Annotated in this window: 21 protein-coding genes and 1 tRNA gene; 7 read left to right on the plus strand and 15 right to left on the minus strand. The window is 65.0% G+C overall.

From position 1 onward, the window contains the following. Positions 1-6: 6 nt before the first annotated feature. From F1643_RS05335 to F1643_RS22345, 10 genes are all read right to left on the minus strand, one after another. On the minus strand, positions 7-1,173 hold the full coding sequence (locus F1643_RS05335; RefSeq protein ID WP_194911533.1) for a phage major capsid protein: 1,167 nt from the start codon (positions 1,171-1,173) through the stop codon (positions 7-9). After that, a complete protein-coding gene (locus F1643_RS05340; RefSeq protein ID WP_194911535.1) occupies positions 1,166-1,702 on the minus strand; it encodes an HK97 family phage prohead protease in 537 nt (178 codons plus the stop codon). Before F1643_RS05340 ends, F1643_RS05335 begins: the two co-directional genes overlap by 8 nt. Beyond that, positions 1,699-2,994 (minus strand): phage portal protein, encoded by a 1,296-nt coding sequence (locus F1643_RS05345; RefSeq protein ID WP_194911537.1) that lies wholly within the window; start codon positions 2,992-2,994, stop codon positions 1,699-1,701. The genes F1643_RS05340 and F1643_RS05345 overlap by 4 nt, the downstream gene beginning before the upstream one ends. 77 nt (positions 2,995-3,071) lie before the next feature. Continuing rightward, the gene (locus tag F1643_RS05350) at positions 3,072-3,512 is read right to left on the minus strand and encodes a hypothetical protein (protein WP_194911539.1); all 441 of its coding nucleotides are present in this window, start codon (positions 3,510-3,512) and stop codon (positions 3,072-3,074) included. Between the two features lie 7 nt (positions 3,513-3,519). After that, positions 3,520-4,164 carry a hypothetical protein gene (locus F1643_RS05355; protein WP_255542433.1) on the minus strand — a complete coding sequence of 215 codons (645 nt, stop codon included), beginning with the start codon at positions 4,162-4,164 and terminating at the stop codon, positions 3,520-3,522. Further along, entirely contained in the window at positions 4,127-5,065 is a 939-nt protein-coding gene (locus F1643_RS05360) for a hypothetical protein (protein WP_194911540.1), read from the minus strand. The genes F1643_RS05355 and F1643_RS05360 overlap by 38 nt, the downstream gene beginning before the upstream one ends. 63 nt (positions 5,066-5,128) lie before the next feature. Next, entirely contained in the window at positions 5,129-5,419 is a 291-nt protein-coding gene (locus F1643_RS24480; RefSeq protein WP_206692349.1) for a DNA-binding protein, read from the minus strand. Positions 5,420-6,251: 832 nt separating this feature from the next. Then, positions 6,252-6,884 carry a hypothetical protein gene (locus F1643_RS05370; protein ID WP_194911542.1) on the minus strand — a complete coding sequence of 211 codons (633 nt, stop codon included), beginning with the start codon at positions 6,882-6,884 and terminating at the stop codon, positions 6,252-6,254. A 98-nt stretch (positions 6,885-6,982) separates the two neighbouring features. Next, a complete protein-coding gene (locus F1643_RS05375) occupies positions 6,983-7,759 on the minus strand; it encodes a hypothetical protein (RefSeq protein WP_194911544.1) in 777 nt (258 codons plus the stop codon). A gap of 54 nt (positions 7,760-7,813) precedes the next feature. Continuing rightward, entirely contained in the window at positions 7,814-7,948 is a 135-nt protein-coding gene (locus tag F1643_RS22345; protein WP_255542434.1) for a hypothetical protein, read from the minus strand. Positions 7,949-8,132: 184 nt separating this feature from the next. Between F1643_RS22345 and F1643_RS22350 the strand changes: the two genes are divergently transcribed. Together F1643_RS22350 and F1643_RS24485 are read left to right on the plus strand one after the other, a co-directional pair. Further along, positions 8,133-8,345, plus strand: a complete 213-nt coding sequence (locus F1643_RS22350) for a transcriptional regulator (RefSeq protein WP_044551900.1) — start codon at positions 8,133-8,135, stop codon at positions 8,343-8,345. 203 nt (positions 8,346-8,548) lie between these two features. Beyond that, positions 8,549-9,046: a DUF4145 domain-containing protein gene (locus F1643_RS24485; protein WP_162488250.1), complete on the plus strand. Its 498-nt coding sequence runs from the start codon at positions 8,549-8,551 to the stop codon at positions 9,044-9,046. Positions 9,047-9,301: 255 nt separating this feature from the next. Here F1643_RS24485 and F1643_RS05390 read toward each other — a convergent pair whose 3' ends face one another. Together F1643_RS05390 and F1643_RS05395 are read right to left on the minus strand one after the other, a co-directional pair. After that, entirely contained in the window at positions 9,302-10,549 is a 1,248-nt protein-coding gene (locus F1643_RS05390; protein WP_194911546.1) for a site-specific integrase, read from the minus strand. A gap of 277 nt (positions 10,550-10,826) precedes the next feature. After that, entirely contained in the window at positions 10,827-11,210 is a 384-nt protein-coding gene (locus tag F1643_RS05395; protein WP_194911548.1) for a rhodanese-like domain-containing protein, read from the minus strand. 88 nt (positions 11,211-11,298) lie between these two features. Between F1643_RS05395 and F1643_RS05400 the strand changes: the two genes are divergently transcribed. After that, a complete protein-coding gene (locus tag F1643_RS05400) occupies positions 11,299-11,727 on the plus strand; it encodes a metalloregulator ArsR/SmtB family transcription factor (RefSeq protein ID WP_194911549.1) in 429 nt (142 codons plus the stop codon). A 2-nt stretch (positions 11,728-11,729) separates the two neighbouring features. Here F1643_RS05400 and F1643_RS05405 read toward each other — a convergent pair. Further along, a tRNA-Leu gene (locus F1643_RS05405) sits at positions 11,730-11,814 on the minus strand. Positions 11,815-12,049: 235 nt separating this feature from the next. Between F1643_RS05405 and F1643_RS05410 the strand changes: the two genes are divergently transcribed. Both F1643_RS05410 and F1643_RS05415 read left to right on the plus strand, forming a co-directional pair. Beyond that, positions 12,050-12,568: a disulfide bond formation protein B gene (locus tag F1643_RS05410; RefSeq protein WP_149227984.1), complete on the plus strand. Its 519-nt coding sequence runs from the start codon at positions 12,050-12,052 to the stop codon at positions 12,566-12,568. Further along, positions 12,565-13,137 (plus strand): demethoxyubiquinone hydroxylase family protein, encoded by a 573-nt coding sequence (locus F1643_RS05415; protein WP_149227981.1) that lies wholly within the window; start codon positions 12,565-12,567, stop codon positions 13,135-13,137. The genes F1643_RS05410 and F1643_RS05415 overlap by 4 nt, the downstream gene beginning before the upstream one ends. A 232-nt stretch (positions 13,138-13,369) precedes the next feature. Here the strand turns inward: F1643_RS05415 and aceB are convergent, their stop codons facing one another. After that, on the minus strand, positions 13,370-14,974 hold the full coding sequence (gene aceB / locus F1643_RS05420) for a malate synthase A (RefSeq protein ID WP_194911551.1): 1,605 nt from the start codon (positions 14,972-14,974) through the stop codon (positions 13,370-13,372). Positions 14,975-15,065: 91 nt separating this feature from the next. Then, positions 15,066-16,103 carry a phage shock protein operon transcriptional activator gene (pspF, locus tag F1643_RS05425; protein WP_194911553.1) on the minus strand — a complete coding sequence of 346 codons (1,038 nt, stop codon included), beginning with the start codon at positions 16,101-16,103 and terminating at the stop codon, positions 15,066-15,068. Between the two features lie 179 nt (positions 16,104-16,282). Here pspF and F1643_RS05430 point away from each other — a divergent pair, with 179 nt between their 5' ends. Beyond that, complete coding sequence (locus F1643_RS05430) at positions 16,283-16,447, plus strand: hypothetical protein (RefSeq protein ID WP_194911555.1); 165 nt, start codon at positions 16,283-16,285, stop codon at positions 16,445-16,447. A 28-nt stretch (positions 16,448-16,475) separates the two neighbouring features. Continuing rightward, a complete protein-coding gene (gene pspA, locus F1643_RS05435; protein ID WP_014246713.1) occupies positions 16,476-17,147 on the plus strand; it encodes a phage shock protein PspA in 672 nt (223 codons plus the stop codon). Positions 17,148-17,219 lie beyond the last annotated feature (72 nt).

Consider the following 17,219-nt stretch of genomic DNA (forward strand, 5'->3'; position numbering starts at 1 on the left):
GCCTCCTTACGAGTTCGCGGCGATCTTGAGCTTGCGGATCGCCTCCGCCTTGCCCACGCCGCCGGCAACGCGGCGCCGGCCGTGGAACCGGGTCATGCCCTTGGTGGCGAGGGTGAACGGGTCGCGCAGGATGGACAGGGGGATCCTGTCGAAGATGCGGTATCCGGCCTTGAAATCGCCGAAGGCGACGGGGAAGGCGCCGGCCGTGACGGCGGGCATGTCGGGCGCCTCCACCACTGGCCGCCCCAGGATCGTGGGCGGGGTGTCCGCCTTCAGCCCGTCCGACCACAGGTAGTTGCCCTGTCCGTCCTTCAGCTTCCGGACAGCCGCCGTGGTCGCGCTGTTCATCATCCAGACGGCGCCGGCCCGGTAGGGGGTGGGCAGGGCATAGAACAGGTCGATCAGCCCGTCGGCGGTGATCTGGGAAGCGTGGCCGCCATTGGTGAAGCCCACCCCGGTATCGTTCATGAAGCCCACCGGCTTCTTGACGCCGTTGCCCGCCACGAATGCGGCGCCTTCCTTCGCGCCGAACTCTTCGCCGAACTCGAAGGCGAGAAGCGCGCCGATGTCGAAGGCGGAGTCCTCCAACAGGCTGTTGGGCACGTCGACATAGGCGGTCAGCTCGGCCGCCGTGTATTCGGCCGCGCCGAAGGAAACGCTGGTCTCCTGCCGGTCCTCCGTGTCACCGGTCCAAGTGGCCGTCATGCCGCCCGTGCGGCGCGGCATGACGGCAGTGCCGGCACCCATCACCCCGACGTTGGCGACGGCACGCACCGGGGAGAACAGCACGACATTCCGCTGAAGCTCCGGGATGAACTCCGCGGGCGCCAGAACACCACCCTTGGTGTCGTCCGACGTTGCCAGAGACCGCACCTCGTCCGCAGTCAGGCCCTCCCGGCCGTTGCGGATGAAGGACAGGAAGGCGCGGGTTTCGGGCGCCGGCCCCTGCTGCTGACGCTGTTCCTGCTGCGAACCGGGACGGCGAAGCACGCGCTCCACCGCTTCCAGGCGCGTGCGCATCTCCGTCACGCTGGCCTCGGTGCCGTCGAGGCGCTGGGTCGCGGCGCCGGTGAACTCGTCCAGGGCGGCGCGGATGTCCGCGGGGTTGTCCTGTTGCTGCTGTTCTTCGCGAGTTTCCCAGGTGCGGGGCAGGGAGTGGAAACCGTCAAGCATGCTGTCCTCCGATGATGGCCGCAGCGCGGCGGATGTGGTTGACCAACTCGGCTGTGCCGGCGGTCGCGGAACGAACGTCCGTCACCCGCGCGCCCGGATTGGACGGCCGGCGGACGGGGGAAATCTCGATCAGGTCGGCTTGGCGGATGGCGACGGTCCCATCCGCAAGTGTGTCGGTCAGCCGGCGGCGGAACCCGACCGACAGCCCGCCCAACTCCCCCGCCTTCATCATCGCGTGAGCCTTGCGCCCGCTCGGGCCGGTCAGGTCCAGCCGGCCCCGGACGAACAGCCCGGACGGCGCCTCGCGGATCTCCAGCCACGCGCCGATGACGACGGAAGGGGAATGCTGCAACAGCATCATGGGCATGGTGCCGGCGGCCCGGTGCTCGGTCAGGGACGCGGCGAAGGCGCCCGGCATGAACACGGTGTTGTAGCTGTCCACCGTGCCATAGACGTTCGCGGCGCCGGTGAAGGTGCCGGCGTCTTCCGCCGCGAACCGGATCTCGATGTCATGGTGCAGGATCGTCATTGGGCGTTCCCCTTGCTGGCATCGGTCGCGGTCGGGGCGGGGGCGCTTCCTTCGGTCGGGGCGGGGGCGGTGTTGACCGGGCGCATGAAGGTTTCCCCGCCCTGGTAGCTGGGCAGGTTCTCTTTCGACCGCGCCTCGTTGGGGTTCAGCACGCCGCTGTTGATCGCCTTGCTGTACGCCTCGAACCGGGCGGCGATGTCAGCGCGGGCAAGATCGTCAATCAGGAACTCGAAGTAGTGGGTTTCCCGCTCCGCTTCGGTCAGCAGCGACAGGGCCAGGGCGTCGCACCAACTGCGCAGGATCGGCAGCAGACAGAACGTTAAGAACTGCTGCCCCATCGCTTCGGCGTTGCTGTGGGTCGCGCGCTCCAGCTCGTTCAGCATGTGGAGCGGGATGCGCCAGAAGCGGCTGATTTCCCCGATCTGGTGGCGCCGCATCTCCAGAGTCTGCGCGTCGGCGCTGGTGAGCTGCAGCGGCTCGAAGGTCATGCCTTCTTCCAGGATCATCGTCCGGCCGGTATTGGCGTTGCCGGTGTACCAGTTGGAGAAACCGGCCTTCAGCCGCCCAAGGACGGTATCGCTCAAGCTCTTGGGGTGCTTCAGGACCCCCGACGGCTTGGCACCCCGACCGAACAGGCCAGCGCAGTGGGTTTCCAGCGTCAGGGCAAGACCAATGGCCTCCCGCGCCAGATGGACCGGTGACTCGCCCTTGTAGACCGACAGCCCGACGCCGCGGACGTGGAAGATGTCGGCGCGGCCATAGTCGCGGGTTTGCCCGTCCTCCATCGCCACGGTGTAGATCGGTTCCAGGGTCAGCGGGTTCTGCTTCACTCCGACCTTGCGGCTATCGAGTTGGATCAGCTCCACCGGCCGCCCGGCCGCGTCCCGGTTGACGAAGGCATAGCCGTTGCCGGCGGCGGCAAGGTGGGTGGCGACGATCAGCCGGAACTCCCCGGCGGGCGTCCAAGGGTTGGCGGCCTTCGACACCAGCGCGTGGGCGGGGTGGTCGCTGGCGCGCTCCCTGCCATCGGTGCCGGTCTTGCGGTAGAGGTGGACCGGGAGCTGCGCCAGCGTCTCGGCGATGATCTTGATGCAGGCCAGCGCCGCAGAGCATTTCATCGCGGACTCAAGTCCGACATTCACCCCCGCGACGGTCGGGCCAGCGCCTCCCAGCACTTCCGCAACATAGGGGTTGTCGAGCGAGAAGGCTTCGCCGCGCGTCTCCGGTGCCGGGCCGGTATTCGCCGGGGCTTGGTCGGGGTTGCCGAAGATGGCGGTAATCAGCTTGCGCACGTTTCGCCCATTCGATTGGGGTAGGTTCTTCCCCAAGCTGAACGGCGGTTACTGAAATCAAAAGGGGGTATTCAATTTCAGTAAAGCGCGTCCCTGTCCGTCGTGTTCAGGATTTCGAAAATGCGGCGCCGGCTGGTGGGGAACCGGAGATCCGTCTTCAGGATTTCCCACAACAGGGCGGCGGTGGGATCGGCCGGCGGGGTGTCCTGGTCCCGGTGCTGGTGCCACGCCGCAGCGACGTAGCGCTGGTGAACCATCAGGATCCGTTCGGCGGCATCCCAGGCGGACAGCTCGGGCCAGCGCTCGCGCCACAGCCGAAGGATCAGGGCGTCCCGGTGCTGGCGCCGCTCCACCCGCCACCAGGGCGGTTCACCGGGGGAGCGGTCCAGGCGAAGCGCCCGCTCCATGCCCTGTTCCGGATCGGACAGGTAGGCTCCCAAGCGAGCGGACAGCCACGCCCGATCATCGGGGGTGTCCTTGCCGGCGGCAACGCGGCGGATGCGGTCAACGGCTTCCACGGTGGACCTATCGGGGCTGAGTGCCGGGCATGCGCTTGATGCGCTGGTCAGGATCGGGAAGGCCGATGGAGGCGCACAATTCCCGCACGCGCGCCTTTTCCGCTTCGGTCGCCGGGGGCACAGCGTCGTCTTGCCGCTGGCGGGCCAGCATGGCGCGGGCGCCGCTGTTGCCCTTGGCGATCACGTCCAGCCTGCTCCACTGCTCCCGTAGAACCGACCGCTCAGCATCCAGCGCCATGTCCAACTCGGGCCAATCCGGCCACCACAACGGCCGGTCTGGCGCCTTGGCCTTGAGGCGCTTCAAGACACGATCCAGCGCATACGGGTCGCAGATGATCGCCGCAGGGTACTCGGCCCGCAGGATGCCGGAAACGGCAGCCATTTGCTTCGTTTCCAACTGACGATCCTGTGCCCCGTCCTTCTTCACACCGGCGCAGCCAGCCCCCAAATGAGCGACGAACGATACGATTTCTTCTTGCGTTGCTGGCCGGGATCGCGCCTTCAGCGCCCCCAGCGCGTGCACGGCGTCCCGCTTCATCGCGTCTGTGATGACGGCCGGCGGCTTCCATGGAAGCGGGCGGTTCTCGGTGCCATGATCGGTGAAAACGACAGTCTCAGGTGTCTCCAATGCAGCCCGCAAGGTCGCGTTCAAGAACTCGCTGGAACATGCTTGCTGGGGCTTTCGTCCGTACGGATTGAACTCCACGACGTTGGTCATTCGGCTTCCCTTCAGGCATCGGGCGGTTACGGGTGGCGATGGCGTCGGCAATGGGCTTGTCGAAGAAAGCCAGCGTGGCCGGTGGGGCCTGGGATCGTTCGGCCATCCCCTGGCAGATGGCGGTGAACACCCCCTCGCACAGCTCGATGTCAGCGCCGTCTGCAAGCCAACGCTGGGCAAACACGGGGTCTTTGGTGTGCGGATGGGGGCGGCGGTGTTCTTCGCCGTAAGCCGCGGCTCGGGCGGCGTCGAAGGCACGGACAATTGCCTTCTCGGCGGACGTTGCTCCGACAACCCGGTTCGGTTTGGGCTGGGGGACTGGATCGGGATCGAAAGGCGGATCGGATGCCCGCTCGCGCCCATCAACACAACCCTTAACTTCTTTCCCTTGATTCCCTTCTTTATTCTTGGTCCTGAAGCGGTCCTCTTGCGGTCCTGAACTGGTCCCGTTTGTGGTCCAAGAGCGGTCCTCTTGCGGTCCTGCATCGCCATCAACACCCTGATATTCCTTGTAATTCAGGATGCGGACAATGGTCCCGGCGTTCTGCGGGCAGCGGTCCCGAAAAAGGGCGATGATACCGTCGTCAAGCATGCGTTGGATCAGGTTCCGCATGGTGTTGCGATGCAAGCCGAACTCCTCGGCCAAGCTGCGCTCAGCGATCAGCAATTCCCCGATCTCCAGGCGCACAGGCCCGTACTTCGTGGAGATGCGACCTTCCCGCCATTGGGCAGCGGCCAGCATCCACGAGAAGACGGCGGCTTCCTGCTTGCTGCGGAAAACCGGGTTGTCCCACAGCCGCCGATACTGCCGCGTGTAACCACCTTCGGGGTTCATGCCGTGCCGTCTCGATTTCATGTTGATGCATCCGCCACAAATGGCGGATGGTGCGACTGGCGATCAGGAAGACTGGTGGGCGTCTTCGCTGGTGGAGCGCATCGGCTGCCCCAGCCTCCCCAGAACCCAGGCGTCCAGCGCGTTCCGCTGGTAGAAGACGGCCCGGCCAAACTTCACGAACTCGGGGCCGCCACCGACAACGCGCAGCTTCTCCAGCGTCTTGGCGGCGGTGTTCACGCCGTGGACGGCGAAGATGTATTCCGACGCCTCGGGCGTCTTGAGGCGGGTCTTCCGCCGGAGCGCATCGCGCAGGTTGGCGAGGGGATCGGGGGCGGCCGGGGCGGCAAAAGGCAAGCCTCGGGCGTTTGCGGCCGGAGGGTATCCGGCCGCCCGTTCAGGGTGGTCATGTAAAGTGGTCTCCTAGTTGGGAGTGTTCTCTAGTCGGTGGGTTCCGACGGCTCATCAGCCACTAAGGCCGCACCATCGAAATCCAGACCATTCGGCCAAGCTCTCATAATCAGTCGCCGAACCATTCGGTCGATTTGGAGAATTGAGAAAGAGTCTGGCAGATCCGAAGGATCGAAGACGTTGCCTTCTCCTTCGTCCAGGATCGCTTCTGACAGGCTCCAGTTCTCTCCTATCCTTGCATAGATCAATACCTTGCTTGGGACGTGCTCTAAGTTCCCTATGGCGCCGGACAGTTTTCAGGCACTCTCCAGTGAAGAGGCGCTTTGCCCGCGGTACGATCTCATCAAGGGTGTCTGAGATAACGTTTGCGGGAAGTCCAGAGCGCGCACCGGCGTGCATTGCAGCGATTGCAACCAATCCGCTGAAATCGTACAGCCGCTTGCCGGATTTACCGGGGGCGTCGTTCATAGGCTGAACGTAGCCCCGGTTGACCCAGTTCTGTACATCCGACGGCTTTGCACCAGTCAGGGCAACTACCTCGGCCTGTGTCCAGTTTGCACGCATCCCAATATCACTCGATGTTGGCTGGTGCACTATCGGCTGATATTGGTGTTCGGTCAAGCGTTGAGAAAGCAGGTGGTGAAATTTGCAGAAGGCATGACTGGAACCTCTAAACGTTGTTATCCCTCAACGTCGTTAGGGGGTAACGACGTTGAGGGGGTGTTGTCCGGCACACGCGCCAGCGCGAAGGGTGTCCAGAGTGCGGATACCCATCCCCTCAGGATCGTGGGGCAGTTCCTCCATGAAGCCGTCCCAGGAACTCCGCCACCTGACGGACGGACTCGATGAAGCTGGGGCCGTCTCCGCCTTCAAAGCCCACGGGACCGGCTACGACACGCATCTTCACAATGGCGTCTGCCAGCGTCGACGGGGCGGTTTCATGGATCGCCTGTGCGATGTCGGCGATTTCCTCGGTGAAGGCGTCCGACTCCTTCACAGTGAGATAGTCGGTCGACGCCGTCAGGCCGGCGTTGATGCGTTCCTCTGCCTGAATGAAGGTCAGCCCCAGCGCGGGAATGACGGTCGACGGTGTCAGCGCCAGGGAGGCCGGCGTGTCGGTCGCGATGTTCAGCCGGCGGCGGACTTCGGCTTCAGCGGCGGTCTTGGCGGCCTCGAAGCTGTCCGCCGGTCCGCCGGCAACCCCGGTCATGAACTGCGGACCGGTGTGCAGCTCCCACGCGATGATGCGGGGATGTGGCCCGGCCGGCGGGATGTCGAAGGCGATCAGCTCGAAGGCGTCGACGATGGCGCGCTGGGCACTGGTGGCGCTCCACATCTCCGACAGCTTGCGCCAGACGATGGGCGAGGCGGGGGTGTTCGCGCCGGCTGGCGCGTTGCTGGGGATCGACATGGGGAATGCTCCGACGGGTTTTTGCCACGGTGGCAACAGTGGGGATCTGCAGCGACCGTTGGAGGGGTGGATTTTAACGAGCGGTGGACTGCCGACGATCAGGCAGAAGGGGTGGAAGAGTGGTCCGGCCGTTTGGTCGACTGTTCCCGGCCGCGCCGGGCGATGCGCTCCGCAGGGCTGTCGATGGCCTGGATCAGGCGCCAGAGCATGCCGGCGTGGGGATCGTTGGCGACGATGTCGCGGAAGTCCCTGTCCGGATCGTCGCCGAACACGAGCGTGCTCCAAGCGCAATCCGCGTCGATGTACTTGGTCAGCGCATAGCGGAGCTGGATCGCGGTCCCGTCCAGAGTCTTCGGGCTGAACGCCTCAATGCGCTCGCCGATGGCGTCCACCATCTCGCAGTACCGGCCGGACTCGCCATCGGGCGCGCACTGGTAGGCCGTGGCGGCGGCCTGGAAGGCATCCCAGGCGAACAGCAGCTCGATGTCAGGATGCGCGCCCGGCCGGACACCGCGCTTCGGCATGCCGTTCACACAGCCTGGAATGACACGGATGCCAGCGCCGTTGGTAGTCAGGTCGGAAGGCGTGTCGGTCAGCATCCGGCGGGCCTTCGACTCGGCGGCGGCCTTGCCGTCGTCGGTGCTGTCCAGCACTCCCTCCCCCAGGCGCTTGCCGTCCTTCGTGACGGTCCACAACACGATGCGGGGCCAGCCGCTACGGGATTGGGAGTCGTGAACCTCCAGGGCGTAGGGTCCGAGCTGTGCAGAGGAGATGGTCACGGACCCTTCGCCGGGGCTGGGAAGCTGGCGGGTGGCCCAGGCGATGGGCGTAGCTTGGGCGTTCGCGCCCTTGGGCGCGTTGGTGCCGGTCGTCATAGTAGGAGGCTCCTATCGGCAGCAGTGCGCTGCGGTGGCGCACTGGCGGGTGGATCAGGCGGCTACGGCGGTGGGGGAGGCGTCGGACAGATGGTCCATCTCTCCCCGGTCTTCTTCGGGTTCAAGGTCCGGGTCGCCGTCGCGGGCGTCCAGCTCGGCAAGCAGGGCGTCTATGGCGGCTTCGATCATGGGGCGGGGCCAGCGCGCCAGCAGGGCCGGCGGCGGGCAAAGCTTGGCGTGGCGAGAAATGCTCGCATGAGGTGCCTACCTGTTGTCTGAATGCTCAAAGCCGTCTACACTGATAACAAGTTAGGGATAGACGTTATCCCTGTCAACAAGGTTGTTAGCAATGATAACGCCCGCTCAGTGCCGGATGGCGCGTGCTGCCCTTCAGATCGGCGTTCGTGATCTAGCGGAGTCTTCCGGTGTGTCCGCCATGACAATCACCCGGTTTGAGACTGGCAAAACCAAAGGCTATGCCGAGACGTTGGAAAAGCTCCAGCGCGCACTAGAAGCGGCCGGCGTCGAGTTCATCCCAGAGAACGGGGGCGGGGCCGGGGTACGGTTAAGAAAGGAAGTATTGTGATTTCTAGACTCTGGAGAAGCCCTTTCTCTGTTCTTCCTAATTGGCGATGCCCAAGATGTGAAAGGGGGCATTTTCAGTTAGATGGAGAAGTTAAAGCCAGATACCCTCTTGGTTGGGAGGAGCATATTAGTATACACGAAGTTTCGGGATATTTTAGCGCTTCGATGATTTGCTCATACAAGTCGTGTGGACAGGATTTGTTGGTGCATGGTGAGTTCGATATGGATTTTGATGGTACTGTAAATGACTATGGGGATTACGAATTGGTTGAGATGCTTTATCCAAAATCTATAATTCCCGCAATACCAATTATTGATCTTCCAAACGAAATTCCAGTGAAAACTAAAAGGCAGTTTGAGCGCAGTTTTTCTTTATTCTGGATGGATCGGGCGGCGTGTGCATCAGTTTTAAGAACCGCTATAGAAAGCATAGCTGATGATTTGAGGATACCAAGGGAGTGGTCGAGAGGTCATTGGATGACTTTGTCGCATCGGATAGGAATTTTAAATCAAACTCACCCACCACTCGCCGATGCATTTCATGTAATTAAGGATTTAGGCAATCAAGGCGCCCACACAGACGAAGTAGATACAGAAAGATTGCTTAAAGCTTTTGAGTTAATGGAGATTGACTTGGATGAGATATACAGCAGCAAGAAAGCGGCACGAACTAGGTTAATTGAAGAACTAAGAAAAAAGTAATCGAAAAGTGCTGTTGGAGTGTTGATCCTGACCCTTACCATTGTGGAGGGTCAGGCGCCGAGAATGCTGATGTCAGTATTACCGACACCAGCTTGGAGATGATGGGACCCCTCCCACCGTGGGGAGGGTCATCAACGGTGGGGAGCAGCCAGCGCCCTGGTAGCATCCATATGGCGGATGCTATCCGTCAGCGTGAAGGGCCTAAACTCAGCTTAGCCCCTTTCAGCCCGCCACAGCCCACCGGCGCAGCGCCAATCAGGCCTTCCCCTTCTTCCTCGTAGCGATCGACACCACCTCGGCCCTGTTCGTCTCCCCCTCGGCCGCCGCGGCGCCGGCCTTCAGCGCGCCCATGATGCGCCCTTCGATCTTGTCGGACAGTTCGCGGATCGGATCGGCGTCCCGGTTCACATAGCGGCCGGTCATCGCCAGCGTCTTGTGCCCCAGCTTGTCGCGCACCAGGAAGGCGTTCGCGCCGGCTTGGCCGGCATAGGTCCCAACGGTGTGCCGAAGATCGTGCAGGCGCACGTCGTCCAGACCGGCTTTGCTGCGCACCACCTCCCAACCGTGGGAAATGGTGGTGTTCGGCAGAGGGTTGCGGGGGGATCGCGGCGCCGGCAACACCCACTCCGACTCGCGTGGCAGCTCGGACAGGAAGGCTTGCGCCAGCGCACCTATCGGATGGACACGCCCGCCAGCCTTGGCGTCGCGGATGAGGATCGCGCCGTCGACCACATCGACCCAGCGCAGCGCCAGCACCTCCCCGACGCGGCAGCCGGTCAGCAGCAACAGGCGAATGGCGGACAGGATGGTTTCATGCACCTCCATCGTCTCGCCAAGCTCGGCCAGCGCCTTGCCCAGACGCTCCACCTCGGGAACCGACAGGAACCGCTCCCGCTTGTTCTCCCGGTAGCGCTCGATCTTCTTGCAGGGGTTGGTCCCGTCCGGCCGGAGTCCCCACACCTCGGCCAAGCTGAACATCTTCGACAGGACGGCCAGCGTCTGGTTCGCCTGTCGGGGCGTGTCCCGCATGTCGTGGTGCAGCTTGGCGATGTCGGCGCGTGTCACCTTGTCGACCTGCAGCTTGCCCAGCGGCGGCTTGATTTCCTTCTCCACCAGCCGGCGGAACCCGGTCGCGGTGCTGGGCTTGTTCTTCACGTCGACGTGCTGTGTCAGATAGTCGTCCGCCAGATCGGCGACGGTGGCGCCACGCTTGGTCCGGGCCTTCTTCTCGGCCGCCGGATCAGTCCCCCTTTTTACCGATGCCAACAGCTTCTCTGCTTCGGTGCGGGCTTTGTCGGGCGTCCAGGGGGATCCGTGCCGACCGATGGTCACCTTCTGCTTCGGCGTGTCCCGGCCGCCCATGCGGTAGACCACCAGATAGGTCTTAGCGCCGGACGGCGTCACCTTCAGCACGAAGCCCTTCAGCGTCGTGTCGAAGATTATCAGGTCCTTGTCCCCGGCCTGGACTTGGTTCACCAGCGTTTTCGTGATCTTGGCTTCCATCCCCATCCCCCAGGACCCACATCCCAGGACCCACCCAGGACCCACGGTGTCGGAAAACCGATCATATGCCGGGAGGGGGTGGAGAAGAAGGGTAGGCTGTAAGCTGTTGGAATCACGTGGACATGAGGAATGGGGAAAATTCCGGAAGATTGGCGAAAGGTGCGGGGAGACAGACTTAAAATCCCTCACCCTTAGGTATGCGGGTTCGAGTCCCGCCGCCCGCACCAACTTCATTCCAGTAACGTCTTTACAGTCCGGCCTTCGTCCCTACCGACACTCACCGTTCCACGGAACCGCCGGCATTGACCCAGGCGGCAAAGCCGCCGCGCAGGCGGTTGATGGTGCCGGTGTGGCCGGCGGCCACCATGCGCTCGGCGGCGGGGCCGCAGCGCATGCCGCCCTGGCAATGGAAAACCAGATGCTTGGCCGGGTCGGTCGGTACCCGCGACGGGTCGAAAGAGGACAGCGGGTTCAGGATGGCGCCGGGAATATGGCCGGCGGCATGTTCATGGGCTTCGCGGACATCGACGATCACCGCTTGGCCGTTGGCCTGCCACTCGATGGCGGTCGCCGGGTCGATCTGGCGGATGGGACCGGCGCCGCTCCGGTCGGCCGATGGGGCGGCGGGGATCAGGCGGCGGAACAGCGTGCACAGGGACATGGTCGGTTTGCCTTGAGTAGGGGGGCGGGCCGGGCGGACGCCGGGAAAACCCTTGACCATAAAATTAGTAATTTCTAATTTAATGTCAATGAGTGCGTCCATCCTGATCCCGGGGCTGCGGCCCGCCGCCAAGCTGATGAAGGCGCTGTCCAACGAGGCGCGCCTGTTGATCCTGTGCGAACTGGGGCAGGGGGAGCGCAGCGTCGGCCAACTGGGCGAGATCGTCGGGCTCAGCCAGTCGGCCCTGTCGCAGCATCTGGCGCGCTTGCGCGCCGATGGGCTGGTCCGCACGCGGCGACGGTCGCAGACGATCTTCTACTCGATCGCCAGCCGGGAAGTGACGGCTGTCATAGAGGTGCTGGCCGACTTGTTCTGCAACCCGACAGATTCATCCGGCGAGCGTGCGCCGTCCTGCGGTGCCGCAGTGGGCGGTGCCGTGGCCGATGCCGTGACCGATTCGGTGTCGGATGAGGGGACGGCGGACTGCCGTTCGGGACCGGAAGGCCGGTCGGAATAAGGTGGTGCGGGCGGTCGGACTCGAACCGACACTCCTTGCGGAACCGGATTTTGAGTCCGGCGCGTCTACCAATTTCACCACGCCCGCAGCGACGCCTCTTCTAACGCAACAGTCCGGAAACGGAAAGTGCAAAAGAACGGTGTTTCGTCGCCAAGCTGATTCCCCCGCCGGCCGGCTTCGGGGACGTTGCCATGCCCGTGCTTATTCCCCGGCGGCGGTGCCGTCCCTGCCATGCCGTCGCAGGGGCGGTGCGCGCGTCGCGGACGGCTGGTCGAACGGTCGCGCACGCGCTACCTTGTCGGCCATGACGACCGAGCCCCTCATGTCCCGCATCTTCGACGATCCCCGCATTGCCGCGCTGCTGCTGGCGTTGGCCAGCGCCGGCGTGCTGCTGTCGGCCCTGTTCTTCCAGTTCGTGCTGGATTACCAACCCTGCGTCCTCTGCATCATGCAGCGCTGGCCCTATGTGGCGGTGATGGTGTTCGGGCTGGTGACCTGGCTGTTCCGCCGCTGGAAGGGGTTGGGCGACGCGCTGCTGGTGGCGAGCGGATTTGCCCTGCTGGCCGGCGCCGGCATCGCCGCCTATCATGTCGGGGTGGAGCAGCATTGGTGGGCCGGCACCTCGTCCTGCGGCGGCTCGGCTCCGGCGAATTCGCTGGAGGCGCTGCGGGCGCAGGTGATGGCGGCACCGGTCACCCGCTGTGACGAAGTGGCCTGGTCGCTGTTCGGCATTTCCATGGCGGGCTACAACGTGGCGATCTCTCTGGCGCTGGCGGCCTACGCCTTCGTCGCGGCGCGCGCCGCCTACATCCGCACCCCGGTGTCGAGGACTGCACTGTGAGCGAAACGACTTCTCCGACCGCCATCCCCCGCCATGGCGCGCTGCCCGGCGATCTGCCGCGGCGCGAGCGGCTGGCCCGCATCGTCCGCGTCGACCACGCCGGCGAGTATGGCGCCAAGCGCATCTATGAGGGCCAGATCGCCGTCATCGGCAAGGGCCGGCACGGCAAGACCCTGCGCCACATGGCGGAGCAGGAGTTGGTCCATCTGCAGTATTTCGAAAAGCAGCTGAACCGGCGCCGCGTGCGGCCGACCCTGTTGCAGCCGCTGTGGCATGTCACCGGCTTCCTGCTGGGCGCCGGCACCGCGATCCTCGGCGAACGCGCGGCGATGGCCTGCACCGTCGCCGTCGAAGAGGTGATCGAGGAGCATTACGAAGCGCAGTTGAAGCACCTCGGCCCGGACGAGCAGGAGCTTGCCGACAGCATCCGCAAGTTCCAGGCGGAGGAGGTCGAGCACCGCGACATCGGCATCGTCAACGAGGCGGAGCGCGCGGCCGGCTATCCGGTGCTGACTGCGGCGATCAAGGCCGGAACGCGTGCGGTGATCTGGGTGGCCGAGCGGGTCTGAGGTCAGGGCAATCGCAAATCAGAACGATGCTTCCTTGAAAGGACTTTCGTCATCCCCGCGAAGGCGGGGATCCAGAGTTCGCAGGGCGAATCTGGTGGAAAAGCCTGGATCCCCGCCTTCGCGGGGATGACGTGTTTCTTTGGAAAGAGCACGAGCTTCATATGCGATAGCCCTGTCCCAGTGGGGGAGGGCTTAAGGGGGCCGGTCGCCCCCCTTTCCCCCGTAAAGGACCTTACGCCCCTTCCGCCACCACGCGCCGGTAGGCCGGCAGGGTCAGGAACTCCGTGAAGTCCTCGCGCGCGACCAGATCGCGGAACAGGGCGGCGGCATCGGCGTAGCGGCCCTTGGCGTAGGCGTCGGCGCCGACACGGTCCTTCCAGGCGGACAGCTCCTCTGCGATCACGCGGTCGACGAGGTCGAGGGTGACGGGCTGTCCGGCGTCCAGCGCCGTGCCGGTGTGGACCCACTGCCAGACCTGGGTGCGGCTGATCTCCGCAGTGGCGGCGTCCTCCATCAGGTTGAACAGCGGCACGCAGCCCTGGCCGCGCAGCCATGCCTCGATATAGCCGATGCCGACCGCCACATTGTTGCGCAGGCCGGTCTCCGTCTTCGGCCCGGCGGGCACCTCCAGCAGGTCGGCGGCGGTGACGGTCACGTCGGCGCGCTTGCGGGCGATCTGGTTCGGGGTGGTCATGTAGGCGTCGAACACCTCGCGCGCCACCGGCACCAGACCGGGATGGGCGACCCAGGTGCCGTCATGGCCGTTGGACGCTTCACGCTCCTTGTCGGCGCGCACCCGGGAGAAGGCGACCTCGTTGGCCTGGAGGTCGTCCTTGACCGGGATGAAGGCGGCCATGCCGCCGATGGCCGGGGCGCCGCGGCGGTGGCAGGTCTTGATCGCCAGCTGGCTGTAGGCCGACAGGAAGGGGGTGGCCATCGTCACCTCGGCCCGGTCGGGCATGACGGCGGCGGGATCCTTCCGGAACTTCTTGATGAAGCTGAAGATATAGTCCCAGCGCCCGCAGTTCAGGCCGGCGGAATGCTCGCGCAGCTCATAGAGGATCTCGTCCATCTCGAAGGCGGCGAGGATGGTCTCGATCAGCACCGTCGCCTTGATCGAGCCGTGGGGCAGGTGCAGGTATTCCTCCGCCACCAGGAAGACCTCGCGCCACAGCCGCGCCTCGAAATGGCTTTCCAGCTTGGGCAGGTAGAAATAGGGGCCGCTGCCGCGGGCCAGAAGCTCCTTGGCGTTGTGGAAGACATGCAGGCCGAAGTCGAACAGCGCGCCCGACATCGGCTCGCCTTCCATCAGCACATGGCTCTCGTCCAGATGCCAGCCGCGCGGGCGAACCTTCAGAACGGCCGTCTGGTCGCTGAGACGGTATTTCTTCCCGCTGGCCGGGTCCTCGTGGGAAATGGTCCGGCGTACGGCGTCGCGGATGTTGATCTGCCCCTCGACCAGGTTGGTCCAGGTCGGGCAGGTGGCATCCTCGTAATCGGCCATGAAGACCTTGGCGCCGCTGTTCAGCGCGTTGATGACCATCTTGCGGTCGACCGGCCCGGTGATCTCCACCCGGCGGTCGAGCAGGTCGACGGGCAGCGGGCCGATGGTCCAGTCGGCTTCGCGGATGGCGCGCGTTTCCGGCAGGAAGTCGGGCTTGTGGCCCTTGTCGAGCAGCGCCTGGCGCTTGGTCCGCACATCCAGCAGCCGCAGCCGTTCCGGCCCGAAGCGACCCTCCAGCTCCGCCAGGAAGGCCATCGCCTCCGGCGTCAGGATCTCCTCGAAACCGGGCTTCATCGGACCGCGAATTTCAAGGCTGGGCATGCTGGTGGCCATCGTGCTGCTCCCCTTCCCGTATCGTGACGAACCGCTCTCTCGACGGTTGAGCGACCGGTATAGCACGGTACGGGCGCAACCTGGGGACGGCCTATGGTCGCAGAGGGGGTGGCGGGATCAGCCCGTGCTTCTTCAGCATGCCGCGAAGCTGGTGGTAGCCGAGCCCCAGCGCCTCGGCGGTCTGGCGCTGGTTGAAGCGGTTCTGCTCCAGGGCCTCGCGCAGCTTGGCGGCCTCGAAGGCGCGGACCTGATCGAGGATGCCGCCGTCGAAGGTCGGGATGGCGGGCGACGGCTTGTCCGTGACGGGCGCCGGAGGGTGCGTTGGATCGGGCCGGGCGGTCGGCGCCGCGAACGGGCGCCAGGGCGAATCGAAGGGGTCGAGGATGATGCGGTCCAGCGGTTCGTCGGTCTCGGCGGCGGCGACCGAGCGCTCCACCGCGTTGCGCAGCTCGCGGACATTGCCGGGCCAGTCATGGGCGCGCAGCCGGTCGAGCGCGGCGGCGGTGAAGCCGGAAAACAGCGGGCGCTGCAGCTCGCGCACCATGCCCAGAGCGAAATGCTCGGCCAGCGGCGGGATGTCCTCGGGCCGGGCGCGCAAGGGCGGCAGCGTCACCACGTCGAAGGCCAGCCGGTCCAGCAGGTCGGCGCGGAAGCGGCCGGCGGCGGCCAGCGCCGGCAGGTCGGCGTTGGTGGCCCCCACCACCCGCACGTCGACGGTGGCGGTCCGTCCGCCGACCCGCTCGATCTCGCCATACTCCACGGCGCGCAGCAGCTTCTCCTGAACGGCGGGGGAGGCAGTGGCGATCTCGTCCAGGAACAGGGTGCCGCCGTCGGCCTGCTCGATCCGGCCGATCTGCCGGCGGGTGGCGCCGGTGAAGGCGCCGGCCTCGTGGCCGAACAGCTCCGAATCGAGCAGGGATTCGGGCAGGGCGGCGCAATTCACCTTGACGAAGGGGCGGTCCCACCGCTGCGACAGGTAGTGCAGGCGGGCGGCGATCAGTTCCTTGCCGGTCCCGCGCTCCCCGATCACCAGCACCGGCCGCTCCAGCGGCGCCACCCGCGAGACATGGGACAGCGTCGCCAGGAAGGCCGGCGATTCGCCGAGCAGGGAGGGGGGAGCGGCTTGCATCGCGTTTTTCGTCAATCAGTCGCCGGATAGGCGATAGTATCGTTGAAGCCGCGATGCTGCAAGCCGGGCGACGTCATCCCCGTACAGGGATAAAAGCTTTTATTTCCAATGGCTTGGTAGGAGTTTGGCCGATTTGGCACGGCGGTTGCGATAGTGACGGCATGGCAAGGAGGTCAAGCATGAGCGACTTCAGCGATTTCCGCCGCCGCTATGGCGGTGACCGCTTCAACACCGCGCAGAGCCGCCCGACGATGCGGCGCGTGCGCAACTATCTCGCCACCCGGCCGGTCGAAAGCTGGGTGTTCTTCTTCGCCGGCATCGTCGCCGGCGCCATCCTCGGCTGATACACGTCAGATAAACGGGACACCTACCATGAGCATCTTTTCGCGCCTGACCGACATCGTGCAGTCGAACCTGAACTCCCTGCTCGACCGCGCCGAGGAGCCGGAGAAGCTGATCCGCCTGATCATCCAGGAAATGGAAGACACGCTGGTCGAGGTGCGCTCCTCCACCGTCAAGATCATCGCGGAGAAGAAGGAGATCGAACGCCGCGTCGCCGACCTCCACCGCGAGCGCGACGAGTGGGACCGCAAGGCCGAGGTGGCGCTGACCCGCGACCGCGAGGATCTGGCCAAGGGCGCCCTGATGGCCAAGTCGAAGGTCGCCGAGCAGGCCGACGCGCTGGCCGAACAGCTGGTGCAGGTCGAAGCCGCGCTGTCCAAGGCCAACGAGGACATCGGCCGCCTGCAGGCCAAGCTGACCGACGCCAAGACCCGCGAGAAGGCGCTGGTCGCCCGCACCCAGACGGCCAGCAACCGGGTCAAGGTCCGCACCGTCCTGCATGACGAGCGCATCAACGACGCCCTGTCGCGCTTCGAGCAGGTCGAGCGTAACCTGGACGAGATGGAAGGCCGGGTCGAGGCCTATGACGTCGGCCGCACCAAGAGCCTGACCGAAGAGATCGCGGAACTCGAAGCCTCCCACAAGGTCGAGGAGGATCTGGCCGCGCTGAAGGCCCGCATCGCGGCTCGCCGCAACGGCTGACCGCGATTTGGTGCCGGGGTGGGGCGGTGACGCCCCGCCCACTCCCCTCACGACAATAAGAAGGCCCGACGA

Origin of the sequence: Azospirillum sp. INR13 (assembly GCF_015390205.1) — a bacterium.
Classification (GTDB): domain Bacteria; phylum Pseudomonadota; class Alphaproteobacteria; order Azospirillales; family Azospirillaceae; genus Azospirillum.